A 13,391-nucleotide genomic window follows, 5' to 3' on the forward strand; every position below is an offset into this window, starting at 1 on the left:
AAATGTTATCCGAATGGATATATGATTTTAATGATCATGACTGATTTTGTGTGACATGTACACCATCGTCAGCATCGTAAAGATAAATGCCTGGATGGTACCGATGAACAAGCTGAATGCCTGCCATGCAAGCATCGGAATAATGGCTCCGACTGTGCCGACCAAACCGAGAAAGAAACTGTTTGAGTAGAAATTCGTCGCCAGATTCGCAAGCAGGCCAAGAAGAATTTCCCCGGCGAAAATGTTACCGTAAAGACGAAGTCCGAGTGTCAGCGTATTCGCAAACTCCTCAATGATCTTCATCGGGAACATAAGCGGAACCGGTCTGAGGTAATCCTTAGAGTATTCCTTCAAACCTTTCATCTTCACGCCGTAATAGTGCGTTAACGACACAACCATAACGGCTAGAGTCAGAGTAATAGCCGGATCGGCCGTCGGTGATTTCCACCAAAGCTCGTGTCCGACCGTTACAGAAAACGGCAGCCCTAGCATATTTGATACAAATATGTACATCAGCAAGGTTACACCAAGCGCCAAGAAGTTAGCCCCTGTTTTTAAATCCATTGTACTGCCTATAATATTGCGGACAAAATCAACAATCCATTCCATGAAGTTCTGGGCTTTTCCCGGACGGATGGACAGCGTTCTTGTAGTAAGAATCGCAATCAGCAGCACAATCACACTTGCCACAGTAATCATCAGAATGTTTGTCAGATTAAAAGTAAGACCAAACAAATCAATAGTTCTGTAATCGTGATTCAATGGGTTTTCACCTCTCTTCCATTGATGAACGTTTGAGCTGAATAATGGAATCTATCATAATGACGGGATAAATTGTCATTAATCCAATAATCACACTTGCCACACTGACTTTATCGGGATATTTAAAGGCGACAGCCATCGCAAGTATCGCATTGCACCAACGCGCTGCGCTCCCGAGTGATCGTATGGACTTTCCTTTCGCCACGGCCTTGTCAAAAGCATTCATTCTTCTGGTCAAGAGCCACAAATTAAACAAACTGAAAACAGTTCCCAAAAAGAGGCCTAAAAAAACAGTTTTATACGCCGTAAGACCATATCCCAGCAAATAGATTGCTAAGATTACAAATACATATCTCCGTTGTCTGCTGAATGTAAGATTGGGATCGTCCATCAACTATCTGTCTCCTGATGAAAATGTAATATAATTCCTGGATACGGCAAAACATGCGGTTAACCCTTGCAGAAGGCCTTTTTTGTCCGCAAAACGGCCTGTTCGAAAAAACCACTCATCCTCCTGATGCTACGGGATGCTGTTTCATTCGCTTAGATAAATCCTCATATAACGGGTTTTTTTGGAGGATTTAAAATGAGGATGGATACTAGAAATGAAAGGAATGAAAACCTTCTCATAATACCCTCGTTTAGCATACAATAGCCCCTAACATGTGTCAATCTGTTTAAAGTTAAAAAACTTTTTATACCGGAAGCATACACAGAATGTTCACAAATTCACCTATAAATGTATGAACTCTGCCCATTCAGCTAAAATCTGGATAAAAAAAAGAAAACCCCCTGAATGAGGTTTTCCGATTTATTTGGTTCCGTACAGTCTGTCACCCGCGTCACCGAGGCCCGGAACGATATAGCCTTTTTCATTCAGTTTTTCATCAAGGGCGGCGATATAAATATCAACGTCAGAATGATGTTTCTGCAGCTCTTCCACGCCTTCCGGAGCCGCTACAAGACACATAAAACGAATGTTTCTCGCGCCGCGCTTTTTCAGGCTGTTGATCGCTTCCACCGCAGAGCCTCCCGTAGCAAGCATCGGATCCACGACAATAAATTCGCGTTCTTCTACATCAGAAGGAAGCTTGACATAGTATTCCACCGGTTTTAAGGTTTCCGGATCACGGTATAATCCGACATGTCCCACTTTAGCGGCCGGGATTAATTTCAGCATGCCGTCAACCATTCCGAGACCCGCTCTCAGGATCGGCACGATACCGAGTTTCTTCCCTGAAATCACTTTGGATGTCGCTGTTTGAACAGGTGTTTTCACTTCCACTTCTTGAAGAGGAAGATCACGTGTAATTTCAAACGCCATCAGTGATGCGACTTCATCCACAAGGTCTCTGAAATCCTTTGTGCCTGTATTTTCATTCCGAATATATGTCAGCTTATGCTGGATTAAAGGATGATCAAATACGTAAACCTTTCCCATACTGTGTTCAGCTCCTTTTATGTTGTCCGAGTGACTTTTTCACACTTCTATTGATTCTACAGAAAAAGACAAACAGTTTCAAGAAAATCATAAAAAAACCCGCCGGATTAAGATTCCGGCGGGTTTCTTCCTTATTAATAGTCCAGTTCTTTATATAAAGGAAACTTTTCAGTCAAGGCAGATACGCGCTGTTTCGCTTCTTCAAGTTTTGCTTCGTCTTCATGATTTTTCAGCGCGAGGCCGATGATGGCGCCGACTTCTTCAAGCGCGTCACCGTCAAAGCCGCGGCTTGTCACAGCCGCCGTACCGAGACGGATTCCGCTTGTGACGAACGGTTTTTCCGGATCGTAAGGGATCGCGTTTTTATTAGATGTAATGCCGATTTCATCAAGAACGTGTTCAGCGACTTTTCCGGTCAGTCCGAGAGAACGGAGGTCGACAAGCACAAGGTGGTTATCCGTTCCGCCTGATACGAGCTGAATGCCCTCTTTGTTCAGAGACTCAGCCAGGCGCTTCGCGTTCGAGATGACGTTTTGCGCATATGTTTTGAAATCATCTTCAAGCACTTCTCCGAAAGAAACGGCTTTTGCCGCGATGACATGCATAAGCGGTCCGCCTTGGATTCCCGGGAAAATGGATTTATCAATCTTCTTGCCGAACTCTTCACGGCAAAGGATCATTCCTCCGCGGGGTCCGCGAAGTGTTTTGTGAGTCGTTGTCGTTACAAAGTCAGCGTAAGGAACCGGATTCGGATGAAGGCCGGCTGCGACAAGACCCGCGATATGCGCCATGTCTACCATGAAGTAAGCGCCGACTTCATCAGCGATTTCACGGAATTTTTTAAAGTCGATCGTGCGGGGGTATGCGCTCGCTCCGGCAACGATGAGTTTCGGCTTATGCGCCAGCGCTTTTTCACGCACATCTTCATAATCTATATATTGCGTGTCTTTATCGACACCGTATTCTACAAAGTTGTATTGAACGCCGCTGAAATTAACCGGGCTTCCGTGTGTTAAGTGGCCGCCGTGGGAGAGGTTCATCCCGAGCACCGTGTCGCCGTGCTCTAAAATCGTGAAGTAAACAGCCATGTTCGCCTGAGCGCCTGAGTGCGGCTGAACGTTTACATGCTCAGCTCCGAAAATCTCTTTCGCGCGGTCGCGGGCGATGTCCTCAACGACATCAACATGCTCACAGCCGCCGTAGTAGCGTTTGCCGGGGTAGCCTTCAGCATATTTGTTTGTTAAAACAGAGCCTTGTGCTTCCATTACCGCTTCCGTCACGAAGTTTTCAGAAGCAATTAATTCGATCTTAGTCTGTTGACGCTTACGCTCATCTTTGATGGCGTTAAACACTTGTTTATCTTGTACAGGTAAATGTTTCATCAGCGAGATCCTCTCCTATCCGTTTCCTGTTCTTTATTTTTACCACCTTATTGTACATGGTTTTTCAGGTGAATGTAACAGCTTATTTAAAAAAATCACAAAATTTAATTAGAAAACACGAACATTATAGAGGAAAAGTATTTTCATCATTCGCATTCATAAACGGCGCGAATTCCGCCTATCAGCTTCGGTCTTGTCCGGGCCATCGTCACATGTGCTTCTCCAAGCTCACGGCTCGATATCCGGACAGGGACGGCAACGGGTTTCAGATGCATGCCGATGAACGTATCACCAATGTCAATCCCGGCGTCAGCCTGAATCGATTCAACGAGCACTGGAGAACGCATCTGCCGGTATGCATAAGAGGCCATCGCTCCGCCCGCTTTCGGGACGGGGACGGCTGAAACAATGGGGAGCCTGAACCGCTCGGCCGTTTCCGCTTCAATGACAAGCGCCCTGTTTAAATGCTCGCAGCATTGAAAAGCAAGATGCACACCCGTTTTTTCCTTAAACCGGTTAAGTCCGCCGTATATCAATTCAGCCCAATCCCCGCTTCCGGCGGTGCCGATCCGGCTTCCGGCGGCTTCACTTGTACTGCACCCGACCACCAGCAGACTGCCGTCCGTCAGTCCTGCCTGCTCTTGAAACTCAGTCAGCATGTCCGTCCATTTTTGCTTTATCTCTTCCATTGTCCAGCACCTCTTACAGATTTTTTTCTTCGTAATCTGCGATTTTGCCGATCCGCCGTTCGTGGCGGCCGCCCGTAAATTCAGTCGTCAGCCAGACTTTTGCGATTTCGCGCGCCAGGCCCGGGCCGATGACGCGTTCGCCCATCGCAAGAACATTCGTGTCATTGTGTTCACGCGTCGCTTTTGCGCTGAAGGTGTCATGGGCAAGCGCACAGCGTATGCCCTTTACCTTATTTGCGGAGATGCTCATGCCGATGCCTGTGCCGCAAATTAAAATTCCCCTGTCAGCTTCGCCGTTCACCACTTTTTCCGCTACCGGAAAAGCGTAGTCTGAATAATCGACAGAGCCGGCGCCGCATTCACAGCCCATATCAATGTATTCAATCTGCAATTCATCCAAAAGACTTTTTATTTCTTCGCGGATATGGACGCCGCCGTGATCTGACGCAATAGCTACTTTCATTCATTTACCTCCTAGGTGTGGCTGGGCGAAGACAGCCCAGTGTGCTTGTCCTTTTTATTACGAAATCCGTTGATTTCATTCTACTCTTTCACATTCGTTTTGCAAATGACCTGTTTGCAGATTTTCTGACAGATTACTTGCTTTTCCCGTCAAGCAATTGATCAGCCAAAAGGGTCAGCAGCTCCTCCAGTTCGTCCCGCGTCTGTTTATAAACATCAAGCGGACCGCCGAACGGGTCAGAGATATCGCCGTTTTCCCCCGTTACGTATTCTTTAATGGTAAAGACTTTGCCCTGACTGTTTTGATATCGGCCTTCAATCAGCTGTTTATGCTGTTCGGTCATCGCCAGCACCAGATCGGCCGTCTCGATATGTTCTTCCGATAAGGGAGATGAACTGTGATTGAGGGCGATCCGTTTTTCAAACAGCGCTTCTACGGCATGAGCCGACGCTTTTCCGTGCGGAGACGCGAATACGCCGGCCGAGCTTACGCTGACATCCAGCCCTTTCGTTTCTGCTATGGATTTAAAAAGAGCCTCAGCCATGGGACTGCGGCACGTATTGCCTGTACAAACAAAGATTATTTTCATGTCCGTCACCTCTTACTGCCTATTATAAATGAAGAAAAAAGAAACGGCATCTTCGTTTCTTTTTTTACGTATCTTATATCGGTAAAAGCAGTTTCAGCCCGAATCCGATCAAAATGGCTCCGCCAAGCGCTTCGCTGTAGGAGCCGAGCCATGACTGCACCTTTCTTCCCGCCAAAAGGCCCGCCCATGTTAAAACGGTGCTGAAGACCCCGAACAGCGTAACGGCCAGAAACGGATTGGAGCCGTTCATCCCGAGACTGAGCCCGACAGAAAAGCTGTCCAGACTGACACCGACCGCAAACAGCAACAGTCCCGAGCCTGCCGGAGATATGAGCGGCCCGTCTGACTGTTTAAACGCGGCGATCATCATCTGCACCCCTAAAATGAAAAGAAGAGATCCGCCGATGTAAACGGCGAGCATCCCCAGAAAACCGGACAGCAGATGCCCGGCCGCCATTCCCACAAGCGGCATCATGACATGAAACAGCCCGATGACAACCCCTATATGAAAAATCTGTTTTTTCTTCAGCTGAATCATTCCCATTCCGAGCCCGACGGAAAAGGCATCCGTCCCCAAAGCAAATGCCATGATGCTTAAGGAGACAAGTTCCCCGATGAATAGATTCGACATGAATAAAAACCCCCTTGGACGTGCCCGCTTGTTTAGCTTATGCATGTCCGATTAGGGGTAGAACAAGTTAATGGATAACGGTGCCGCCTGCGGCTTTCATCAGCCTGTTCATAACGGCGAGCCCCACTCCGGTATCCGGAAAGGACTCAGAAATAATCATATCCACTTCCGCTTCATCAAAGCTGCGGAGCGCATCGTATAAGGCGGACGCCACTGTTTCAAGGTCGGCGCGTCTGCCGCAGACCTTGATATAATCAGCCTGGTAACTATCGGCGTTCTCTTCTGTTGTCAAAATGCCGATTCGTTTTCCCCGGCTTTTATATGCGTCTGCCAGTTCTTGAATTCTCCGGGCGCCGCCGTCGGCAATAGCCATCGGCGCAGAAGGCGCGTAATGTGTATATTTCATACCGGGAGAAATAGGAACCTCATCTTCTTCGGTCAGCCCTTTATCCACAAGAACCGGACCGGCGGCGGATTCAATCTGCTCTTTTGTCACGCCGCCCGGACGAAGCAGCACGGGCTGTTTCCCCGTACAGGACAGAACGGTTGATTCCACTCCGATTCCCGTCGCGCCGCCGTCCACAATACCGGCAATACGGCCGTTTAAATCATGAGCTACATGCTCGGCCTTCGTCGGGCTCGGTTTTCCTGATAAATTGGCGCTCGGCGCGGCGATCGGCAGTCCGGCCGAGCTGATGAGGGCTAATGCTGCCGGATGATCAGGCATTCTGACCGCTACCGTCTCAAGTCCCGCGGTGACACGGGGTGACAGCACACCGGGCTTACACGGCAGGACAAGGGTCAGCGCCCCCGGCCAGAATAGCTCCATAAGCTTTTTCGCCGTCTCAGGAATATGGCTGATAAAACGATCAAGCTGGCTGATATGGGATATATGCACAATCAGCGGGTTATCGCTCGGCCTTCCTTTCGCCTCATATACTTTCGTTACGGCTTCCGTATTTTCAGCGTTAGCGCCCAGTCCGTAAACGGTTTCTGTCGGAAAAGCCACAACCTCATTCTGCCGGAGCAATTCCGCGGCTTGTGTAATTTGGGGATCGGTTGTGGATAATTCTGCGGAACAATCCACAAACCATCTTCTTGTTTTCATGTATAACCAAACTCCTTATTTTAAAGCGGTAAAACTTTATTTTCTCTCGTGTATTCCTTTTGAAAGTATAAAAGATGTCCTTTAATAAAACAAGCGTTATCCACAAACTGTGGACAACACTTTTTAATAAGTGGATAACCTTGTGTATAAGTTAGATCAGGCAGAGGTTTTCACCATTAAAAACGAACCTTCTGTGCATAACGAGTTGCGGAAATGTTCGGACGTATACAGTTCATCAGGCGCATCGGCGCACGCTTCAAATCCCATCACATTCAGAAACTCAGCAGATGAGGGCTGATTGGCGACTAAGTAGACATCTTGAATCTCATGTTTTTTGCACAGCACATCCATACTTTGAAACAGTGTAACGATATGGCTTTGATTCAGCCTGTCCGACATGACGAGTGAACGGAGAAGCCCTTTTCCGCCGCTGAATTTTTCGATCCCGAGACAGGCGGCAATCTTTTTTTCGCTGTCTTCCAGCACGATAAACCGGCTGATCTGCTGATCGATTTCCGCATGTGCCGTATCAGACTTTTTCAAAAAGGCCTCCAGCGCCTCCGTATCTTGATCTCTTGCCACTCTCAGCTGATAAAACATATATTTCCCTCCGTTTCGATCAACTCTTTCTTCCAATCTATGAATCGAATCCGGATTTATGCCTTTTGCTTCAGGAAAATAGATCTGAAATCCAATCGACGAGGAAAAACTTCACTTCGGTATCATCGTCATCTTTATTTTCTTTCTTCGCTTTATCAGCCTTTGCTTTTACGTCATCCAGCACTTTTTCTGTCTGTTTCTGCGTTTCTTCCTGCTTCTGTCCGCCGTCTTCCTGATCTTTCACCGCTTCGCCGTTTGAGAAATCAAGGAAGCACAGCGGCGGAAACAAGACGCACCACCAGTTGGCGCCCTCGCCATTGCCGAGTGTAATTAAAATGGCTTCATATTTTCCGGCCGGATAGACCATATTGCCGTACAGCTTTGTCGGAAACGAGATTTTATTGAATTGAACTGAAACGGATTGATGCGCACCCTTTTCTTTCATCGTTTGTTTGGCGATTTCTTTAATTTCAGGAAGCTTCGAACGAATGAGCCGCCGCGCTTCTTCAATGGAAGTGATATCTTTCACCCAGTCTGTGATTTGCTTGTTTACAGCATCTCTGATCTGGCGCTTGAGCTTTTGATCTTCATCGTTATCACTGTTGGCCAAAATTCTGAGCCGGATCGCTTCATCCGGTATGACGACGGGCTCATCGGCTGATGCCCGCGCCGTTTCTTCTTTTGTCAAACCCGCAAGCGCTCCTGATAATAAAAGAAAAATATATATGCAGATCATCATTGTCTGTTTCATCGGTCCCCACCGTTCCTCTCCGTGCTTTTTTTATCTAGTCCCATTATGGACATGACGGAAAAGGTTTAAACCGGCGGGAAGAAAAAAATCTAGCAAGCTGATAATCTGCATTGACAGATTCAAAATATGGTACGATATTATTTTGATAGGAGGTTTTCAGATGAAATATAATTACACCGTGCTGCTGTCGGCGGCATGTATGTCTGTCATTTATTCTATTTTGTATGTTCATCAATTCATTATCGCGGCTTTCATTTCGATGGCGTTTTATTTTTTGTTTCCTTATTTGATTTTTGCGCTGCCGCTTCAATACTTTCTGAATAAAAAGCCGAAGAGATTTCATCCGCTGTATTTTCTTTATTATTTGGGGGTGTCGTTCATTGCAAACGGGATCATCTTCGGTCTTTTGCAGCCGTCAGGCCAATCTCTGTTTTCTAATTCAGCCTTTTATATCTTTGCGGTTTTAACAGCCGTCGTCTATTGGGTATGGGATTCCGTATTGCTGCAAAGACAAAATCCGGCTACAGAAGCGTAATCAGCAGACAGCCGGCTGAAGGGAGAGCGGCGCAAAAGAAAACGGCGGCCATCTTTAAACGGGCGCGCCGTCCTTCTTCTGTTTCAGAATGATAATTGGCCCGCTGCTCCGCTCCGCTTACGGCCAGCCCGGAAACGATGACCGCTGCGACGATAAGAACAGCCGTAACGGCGCCGAGAATGATGTCAAAGCCAAACGGCAGGACAAATCCAGCCGCATAAGCTGCGGCGGCGAGTATACATCCGAAGGCGAACGCTTTTTTCAAGGCGGATGCCCCTTTCATTTTCTTTCCATTGTAACAAAAGCCCGCCGTGTGCGTCACCGGCGGGCTTTTTTCATGATGTGATGACCGCGGATACGGTTCTGTCTTTTCCGTTGATGTCCTGTACGACTTCCACTTCCGCATTCGGAAAGGAATGACGGAACAGGTCTTTCACGGCTTTTCCCTGATTATATCCGATTTCAAAGACGACAAGCGCTTTATCTTTCATGACAAGAGGCAGCTCCTCCATAAACCGCTTGTAGAATTTCAAACCGTCACCGCCGTCCGTAAGTGCATGAAGCGGCTCATGGAAACGGACGATATCCGACAAATCCGCCATTTCTTCTTCAGAAATATACGGCGGATTGGAAACAATAATATCCGCTTTTATTCCTGATGAAATAAAAGGAGTTAACAGATCTCCCTGCAAAAAGCGGACGTCCGCTCCGAGGTTTTGCGCATTTCTTTCCGCCACCTGAAGCGCTTCTTTTGAAATGTCCGAAGCCGATACTGAAAAATGTCCGCATTCAAGCGCGAGCGTCACCGCAATGGCTCCGCTCCCCGTACCGATATCAATGACGTTCAGGCGTTCTCCCTCAGAAAACACCCGCTTCTGTCTGTCCAGCAGATGAAAGACGACTTCTTCCGTTTCCGGACGCGGAATGAGAACATCGTCATTCACAAAGAATTCCCTGCCGTAAAACTGTTCTTTCCCGATAATATATTGAATCGGAACGCCTTCTTTATGCATTTCCACATGCCGTCTGAATCGGTAAAGCTCGTCCTCGCCGACGGGCTCCTGCAGACTTGCGAGAAGCTTGCTCCGATCCATTCCGGTATCATTTAACAGCAGCAGCTCGGCCGCGTTTTTTTCTCTTCCCGCTTCGGTTAAATAAGAAGAAGCCCAGCTTAGGGCTTCAAAAACGGTCTTCATCTTAATTTTCCGCCTGCTGGAGCTTGCTTGACTGGTCTTCTACAATTAACGCTTCAACCACTTCATCAAGCTTGCCTTCCAGGATTTGATCCAGCTTTTGAATCGTCAGGCCGATGCGGTGATCCGTCACACGGTTTTGCGGGAAATTGTATGTGCGGATACGCTCGGAACGGTCGCCTGATCCGACGGCTGATTTACGGGTCTGATCATATTCAGCCTGAGCTTCCTGCTGGAATTTGTCATAGATTCTGGCGCGGAGCACCTTCATCGCTTTTTCTTTGTTTTTAATCTGAGATTTTTCATCCTGACAGGATACGACGACACCGGTCGGTAAATGCGTCAGGCGTACGGCCGACATCGTCGTATTTACGCTTTGTCCGCCCGGTCCGCTTGATGCGAATGTATCGACGCGGATGTCTTTTTCGTGGATGTCCACTTCTACTTCTTCCGCTTCAGGAAGACACGCCACCGTCGCCGTGGATGTATGAATACGGCCGCCTGATTCCGTTTCCGGCACACGCTGTACGCGGTGCGCGCCATTTTCATACTTCAGCTTGGAGTATGCGCCTTTTCCCGTAATCATAAAGATGATTTCTTTGTAACCGCCCGTTCCGGTCACGTTTGCTTCCATGACTTCAGTCTTCCAGCCTTGGATCTCGGCGTAACGGGAGTACATTCTGTAGAGATTTCCCGCAAACAGCGCGGCTTCTTCTCCTCCCGCTGCTCCGCGGATCTCCATAATTACGTTTTTGTCATCGTTCGGGTCTTTCGGGATGAGGAGCACTTTCAAACGCTCTGATAAGGTTTCCGTCTCTCCCTGCAGTTCGGAGATTTCTTCCTTCACCATTTCTCTCATATCGGCATCAAGCTTTTCCTCAAGCATCGCTTTTGCATCGGCAAGCTGTTCTGATGCGTCTCTGTATTGTCTATAGACTTCAACGGTTTCTTGTATATCAGATTGCTCTTTCGAATATTCTCTAAGCTTTTTCGGATCGTTGACCACTTCCGGATCACTTAAAAGCTCATTTAATTTTTCGTATCGTTGTTCAATTGACTGTAAACGGTCTAACACGGTCTTCACCTCTGTTTTCCTGTGCGTAACATTCTCATTATAGTATAGGGCTTATCACCAGTCAAAAGCAATTCGCCTCTGTTATACTGAAGCAAAAAAGGAGGGGCGGATATGCTGAAATCCATCCACCATATAGCAATCATATGCTCTGATTATGAAAAGTCGAAAGCTTTTTACACCGAGATACTCGGTTTCGGCATTATAAAAGAAACATACCGAAAGGAACGGGAATCTTATAAACTCGATCTGGCGCTGGACGGCGCGTATGCGATTGAATTGTTTTCCTTTCCCGATCCGCCCGAACGGCCGACCAGACCGGAAGCCGCGGGTCTCCGGCATCTCGCCTTCACCGTAAACGATCTTGAAGCAGCCGTCAGGGAGTTAAAGGAAAAGGGCGTCGGCACAGAACCGATCAGAACCGATCCGCTGACGGGGAAACGGTTTACCTTTTTCTTCGATCCCGACAAGCTTCCGCTTGAATTGTATGAAGCGTAACGTTTTTTGAAGAAATGCCGCTTTCTTTGGCGAATTCCTTCTTGTTTTGTCTAACATGAAGGGAACGCCGCCTCATGGTCGAATACCTAGCAAAAAGGAGGTATGTGATCATGAATACAAACATGGCCGCGAAAGAGCTCGGCGTCTCCGCAAAAACGGTGCAAAGGTGGGTCAAGCAGCTGAATCTTCCGGCTGAACGGAATGAGCTCGGACATTATTCCTTTACACCTGAGGATCTTGATGTGCTGAAATCGGTCAAACGGCAAATTTCTGAAGGCACTGCCCTTCTGGACGTTCAAGTGCCCCGGCAGCCGAAAAAACGGACGGGCTTCATTTTGCAGCGTCCGAAAATCAATGGCGGCGCTGAACAAAGGTTGGCAGAGCTGGAGCGTAAACTGGACATTCTCACGAAAGAGAAACAGGATGAGAACCATCTGCTTTCAAGGATAGAGGAGCTTGAACGCCAGCTGAAACAAAAGGCGGATGAAGGGGTGTCTTATCAGCTTCTTCAGCACAGACGGGAAATTGACGACCTCAATACCGAATTGCAGACATTGGCCTCCCGCATCCAGGAACTTGCCCAGACAGCTCCCCTCTCAGAAACAGCCGCTTCTTCAGAACATAAGAAACCCAGAAAAAAAACGAGATTTTCGCCTTTTAAATTTCAATTCTAATCAAAAAAGCTCCCTGAAACAGGGAGCTTTTCACTATGCAGTCAGCGCAATGATGATCGGCAGTGAGATAAGAGATAAAATCGCACTGATCACGAACGCGGACGCAGTTTCTTCCTCTTGTTTTTCGAAACGTGTGGCAATCATCGCCGCTACCGCAGATCCAGGGAATGCGACGAGCAATACCGCTTTAGTGATCTGGTCAGCCGGAAGTCCGACTGCAAGAGCGATCAAGTACATCAGCGCAGGCTGAACGGCAACTTTTAACAAAGCGATACCGAAAGCCGGCAGACTGAGCTTGATGTTGCGGATACCGACAGTTACACCGACGGCAAAGAGTGCAACACCTGATGTTGTGCTTCCGAGCTGATCAAGCATTTTTTCACCCAAGCCAGGGAGTGTTACACCGCAGAGTACCAGGATGATACTGATAAGCGGTGCAGCCGCAAGCGGTTCGGAAAGACCGTGAAGAATAGACTTACCAGTCATTTTCCAGAAGTTCTCGTTTTCGCTGTCTTGTTTCTTAGATGACTCACCGACTGTAGCGATAATGATCGCAAGCGGGTCAAGGATGGCGTTAACCACGATACCCGTAACGGCGATAGGAATCGCTACTTCGTTTGCTCCGAATAAGCTTCCGAGTACCGGAATACCCATAAATGCAAATGTCGGCTGTGCAGAGTTTAAAGAAAATACAGATGAATTCGTTAAATCATACTTGAAGATAAATTTGCAAACCAACAGAATGACGATAAAGAATCCGACAATCCCAATGATCAAAGCGATCATTAAAGGAACCTGTGATAAAAACGCACTTCTTGAAGTGGTTAAAATACTTGCGATAAAATGCGCCGGAAGCGCGTACTTCGTAACTAAGGTGCTTACCCCTTTTGCTGACTTCGCGTCATAACTTCCGAAGCGACCTGCGAACCATCCCAGCACGATCACGAAAAAGATCGGCGCCAGGAGGATTAAAATATCTAAGAAGCTCAAAATATTCTCCTCC

The 13,391-nt window shown here is 47.5% G+C and carries 18 protein-coding genes; 3 read left to right on the forward strand and 15 right to left on the reverse strand.

Annotated features, from left to right (window positions below; all coding sequences use genetic code 11):
• Window positions 1-27: 27 nt before the first annotated feature.
• From atpB to spoIIR, 11 genes are all read right to left on the reverse strand, one after another.
• On the reverse strand, window positions 28-762 hold the full coding sequence (atpB, locus tag HAP68_RS17315; protein WP_003151158.1) for a F0F1 ATP synthase subunit A: 735 nt from the start codon (window positions 760-762) through the stop codon (window positions 28-30).
• A gap of 7 nt (window positions 763-769) precedes the next feature.
• Window positions 770-1,153, reverse strand: coding sequence for an ATP synthase subunit I (atpI, locus tag HAP68_RS17320; RefSeq protein WP_003151155.1), 384 nt, complete (start codon window positions 1,151-1,153; stop codon window positions 770-772).
• Between the two features lie 420 nt (window positions 1,154-1,573).
• The gene (gene upp, locus HAP68_RS17325) at window positions 1,574-2,203 is read right to left on the reverse strand and encodes a uracil phosphoribosyltransferase (RefSeq protein WP_015387576.1); all 630 of its coding nucleotides are present in this window, start codon (window positions 2,201-2,203) and stop codon (window positions 1,574-1,576) included.
• 134 nt (window positions 2,204-2,337) lie between these two features.
• Entirely contained in the window at window positions 2,338-3,585 is a 1,248-nt protein-coding gene (gene glyA, locus HAP68_RS17330; RefSeq protein WP_003151153.1) for a serine hydroxymethyltransferase, read from the reverse strand.
• A gap of 146 nt (window positions 3,586-3,731) precedes the next feature.
• Entirely contained in the window at window positions 3,732-4,274 is a 543-nt protein-coding gene (locus tag HAP68_RS17335) for a TIGR01440 family protein (RefSeq protein ID WP_024085910.1), read from the reverse strand.
• Window positions 4,275-4,287: 13 nt separating this feature from the next.
• Window positions 4,288-4,737, reverse strand: coding sequence for a ribose 5-phosphate isomerase B (gene rpiB / locus HAP68_RS17340; protein ID WP_003151149.1), 450 nt, complete (start codon window positions 4,735-4,737; stop codon window positions 4,288-4,290).
• A gap of 133 nt (window positions 4,738-4,870) precedes the next feature.
• A complete protein-coding gene (locus HAP68_RS17345) occupies window positions 4,871-5,326 on the reverse strand; it encodes a low molecular weight protein arginine phosphatase (protein WP_003151148.1) in 456 nt (151 codons plus the stop codon).
• 73 nt (window positions 5,327-5,399) lie between these two features.
• Window positions 5,400-5,957: a manganese efflux pump MntP gene (locus HAP68_RS17350; protein ID WP_003151147.1), complete on the reverse strand. Its 558-nt coding sequence runs from the start codon at window positions 5,955-5,957 to the stop codon at window positions 5,400-5,402.
• Between the two features lie 67 nt (window positions 5,958-6,024).
• A complete protein-coding gene (locus HAP68_RS17355; protein WP_024085911.1) occupies window positions 6,025-7,065 on the reverse strand; it encodes an L-threonylcarbamoyladenylate synthase in 1,041 nt (346 codons plus the stop codon).
• 156 nt (window positions 7,066-7,221) lie between these two features.
• A complete protein-coding gene (locus tag HAP68_RS17360; protein ID WP_003151145.1) occupies window positions 7,222-7,665 on the reverse strand; it encodes a GNAT family N-acetyltransferase in 444 nt (147 codons plus the stop codon).
• A gap of 70 nt (window positions 7,666-7,735) precedes the next feature.
• Window positions 7,736-8,416 (reverse strand): stage II sporulation protein R, encoded by a 681-nt coding sequence (spoIIR, locus tag HAP68_RS17365; RefSeq protein ID WP_003151144.1) that lies wholly within the window; start codon window positions 8,414-8,416, stop codon window positions 7,736-7,738.
• Window positions 8,417-8,576: 160 nt separating this feature from the next.
• On the opposite strand from spoIIR, the gene HAP68_RS17370 reads away from it, so the two are divergent.
• On the forward strand, window positions 8,577-8,951 hold the full coding sequence (locus tag HAP68_RS17370; protein WP_003151143.1) for a UPF0715 family protein: 375 nt from the start codon (window positions 8,577-8,579) through the stop codon (window positions 8,949-8,951).
• On the opposite strand, the gene HAP68_RS17375 is transcribed toward HAP68_RS17370, so the two are convergent.
• The 3 genes from HAP68_RS17375 to prfA form a co-directional block, all read right to left on the reverse strand.
• Window positions 8,938-9,216, reverse strand: a complete 279-nt coding sequence (locus tag HAP68_RS17375) for a DUF5316 family protein (RefSeq protein WP_021734081.1) — start codon at window positions 9,214-9,216, stop codon at window positions 8,938-8,940. The genes HAP68_RS17370 and HAP68_RS17375 overlap by 14 nt on opposite strands.
• A gap of 70 nt (window positions 9,217-9,286) precedes the next feature.
• Window positions 9,287-10,147: a peptide chain release factor N(5)-glutamine methyltransferase gene (gene prmC / locus HAP68_RS17380; protein WP_003151141.1), complete on the reverse strand. Its 861-nt coding sequence runs from the start codon at window positions 10,145-10,147 to the stop codon at window positions 9,287-9,289.
• Window position 10,148: 1 nt separating this feature from the next.
• The gene (prfA, locus tag HAP68_RS17385) at window positions 10,149-11,219 is read right to left on the reverse strand and encodes a peptide chain release factor 1 (RefSeq protein WP_003151139.1); all 1,071 of its coding nucleotides are present in this window, start codon (window positions 11,217-11,219) and stop codon (window positions 10,149-10,151) included.
• 111 nt (window positions 11,220-11,330) lie between these two features.
• Here prfA and gloA2 point away from each other — a divergent pair, with 111 nt between their 5' ends.
• Both gloA2 and racA read left to right on the forward strand, forming a co-directional pair.
• Window positions 11,331-11,714: an SMU1112c/YaeR family gloxylase I-like metalloprotein gene (gloA2, locus tag HAP68_RS17390; RefSeq protein WP_003151138.1), complete on the forward strand. Its 384-nt coding sequence runs from the start codon at window positions 11,331-11,333 to the stop codon at window positions 11,712-11,714.
• A gap of 110 nt (window positions 11,715-11,824) precedes the next feature.
• On the forward strand, window positions 11,825-12,388 hold the full coding sequence (gene racA / locus HAP68_RS17395) for a chromosome-anchoring protein RacA (protein ID WP_003151137.1): 564 nt from the start codon (window positions 11,825-11,827) through the stop codon (window positions 12,386-12,388).
• 33 nt (window positions 12,389-12,421) lie between these two features.
• On the opposite strand, the gene HAP68_RS17400 is transcribed toward racA, so the two are convergent.
• Window positions 12,422-13,378 (reverse strand): AEC family transporter, encoded by a 957-nt coding sequence (locus HAP68_RS17400; protein ID WP_003151136.1) that lies wholly within the window; start codon window positions 13,376-13,378, stop codon window positions 12,422-12,424.
• Between the last annotated feature and the right edge of the window lie 13 nt (window positions 13,379-13,391).

The organism is Bacillus sp. Bvel1, from assembly GCF_014872755.1.
Taxonomy (GTDB): domain Bacteria; phylum Bacillota; class Bacilli; order Bacillales; family Bacillaceae; genus Bacillus; species Bacillus velezensis.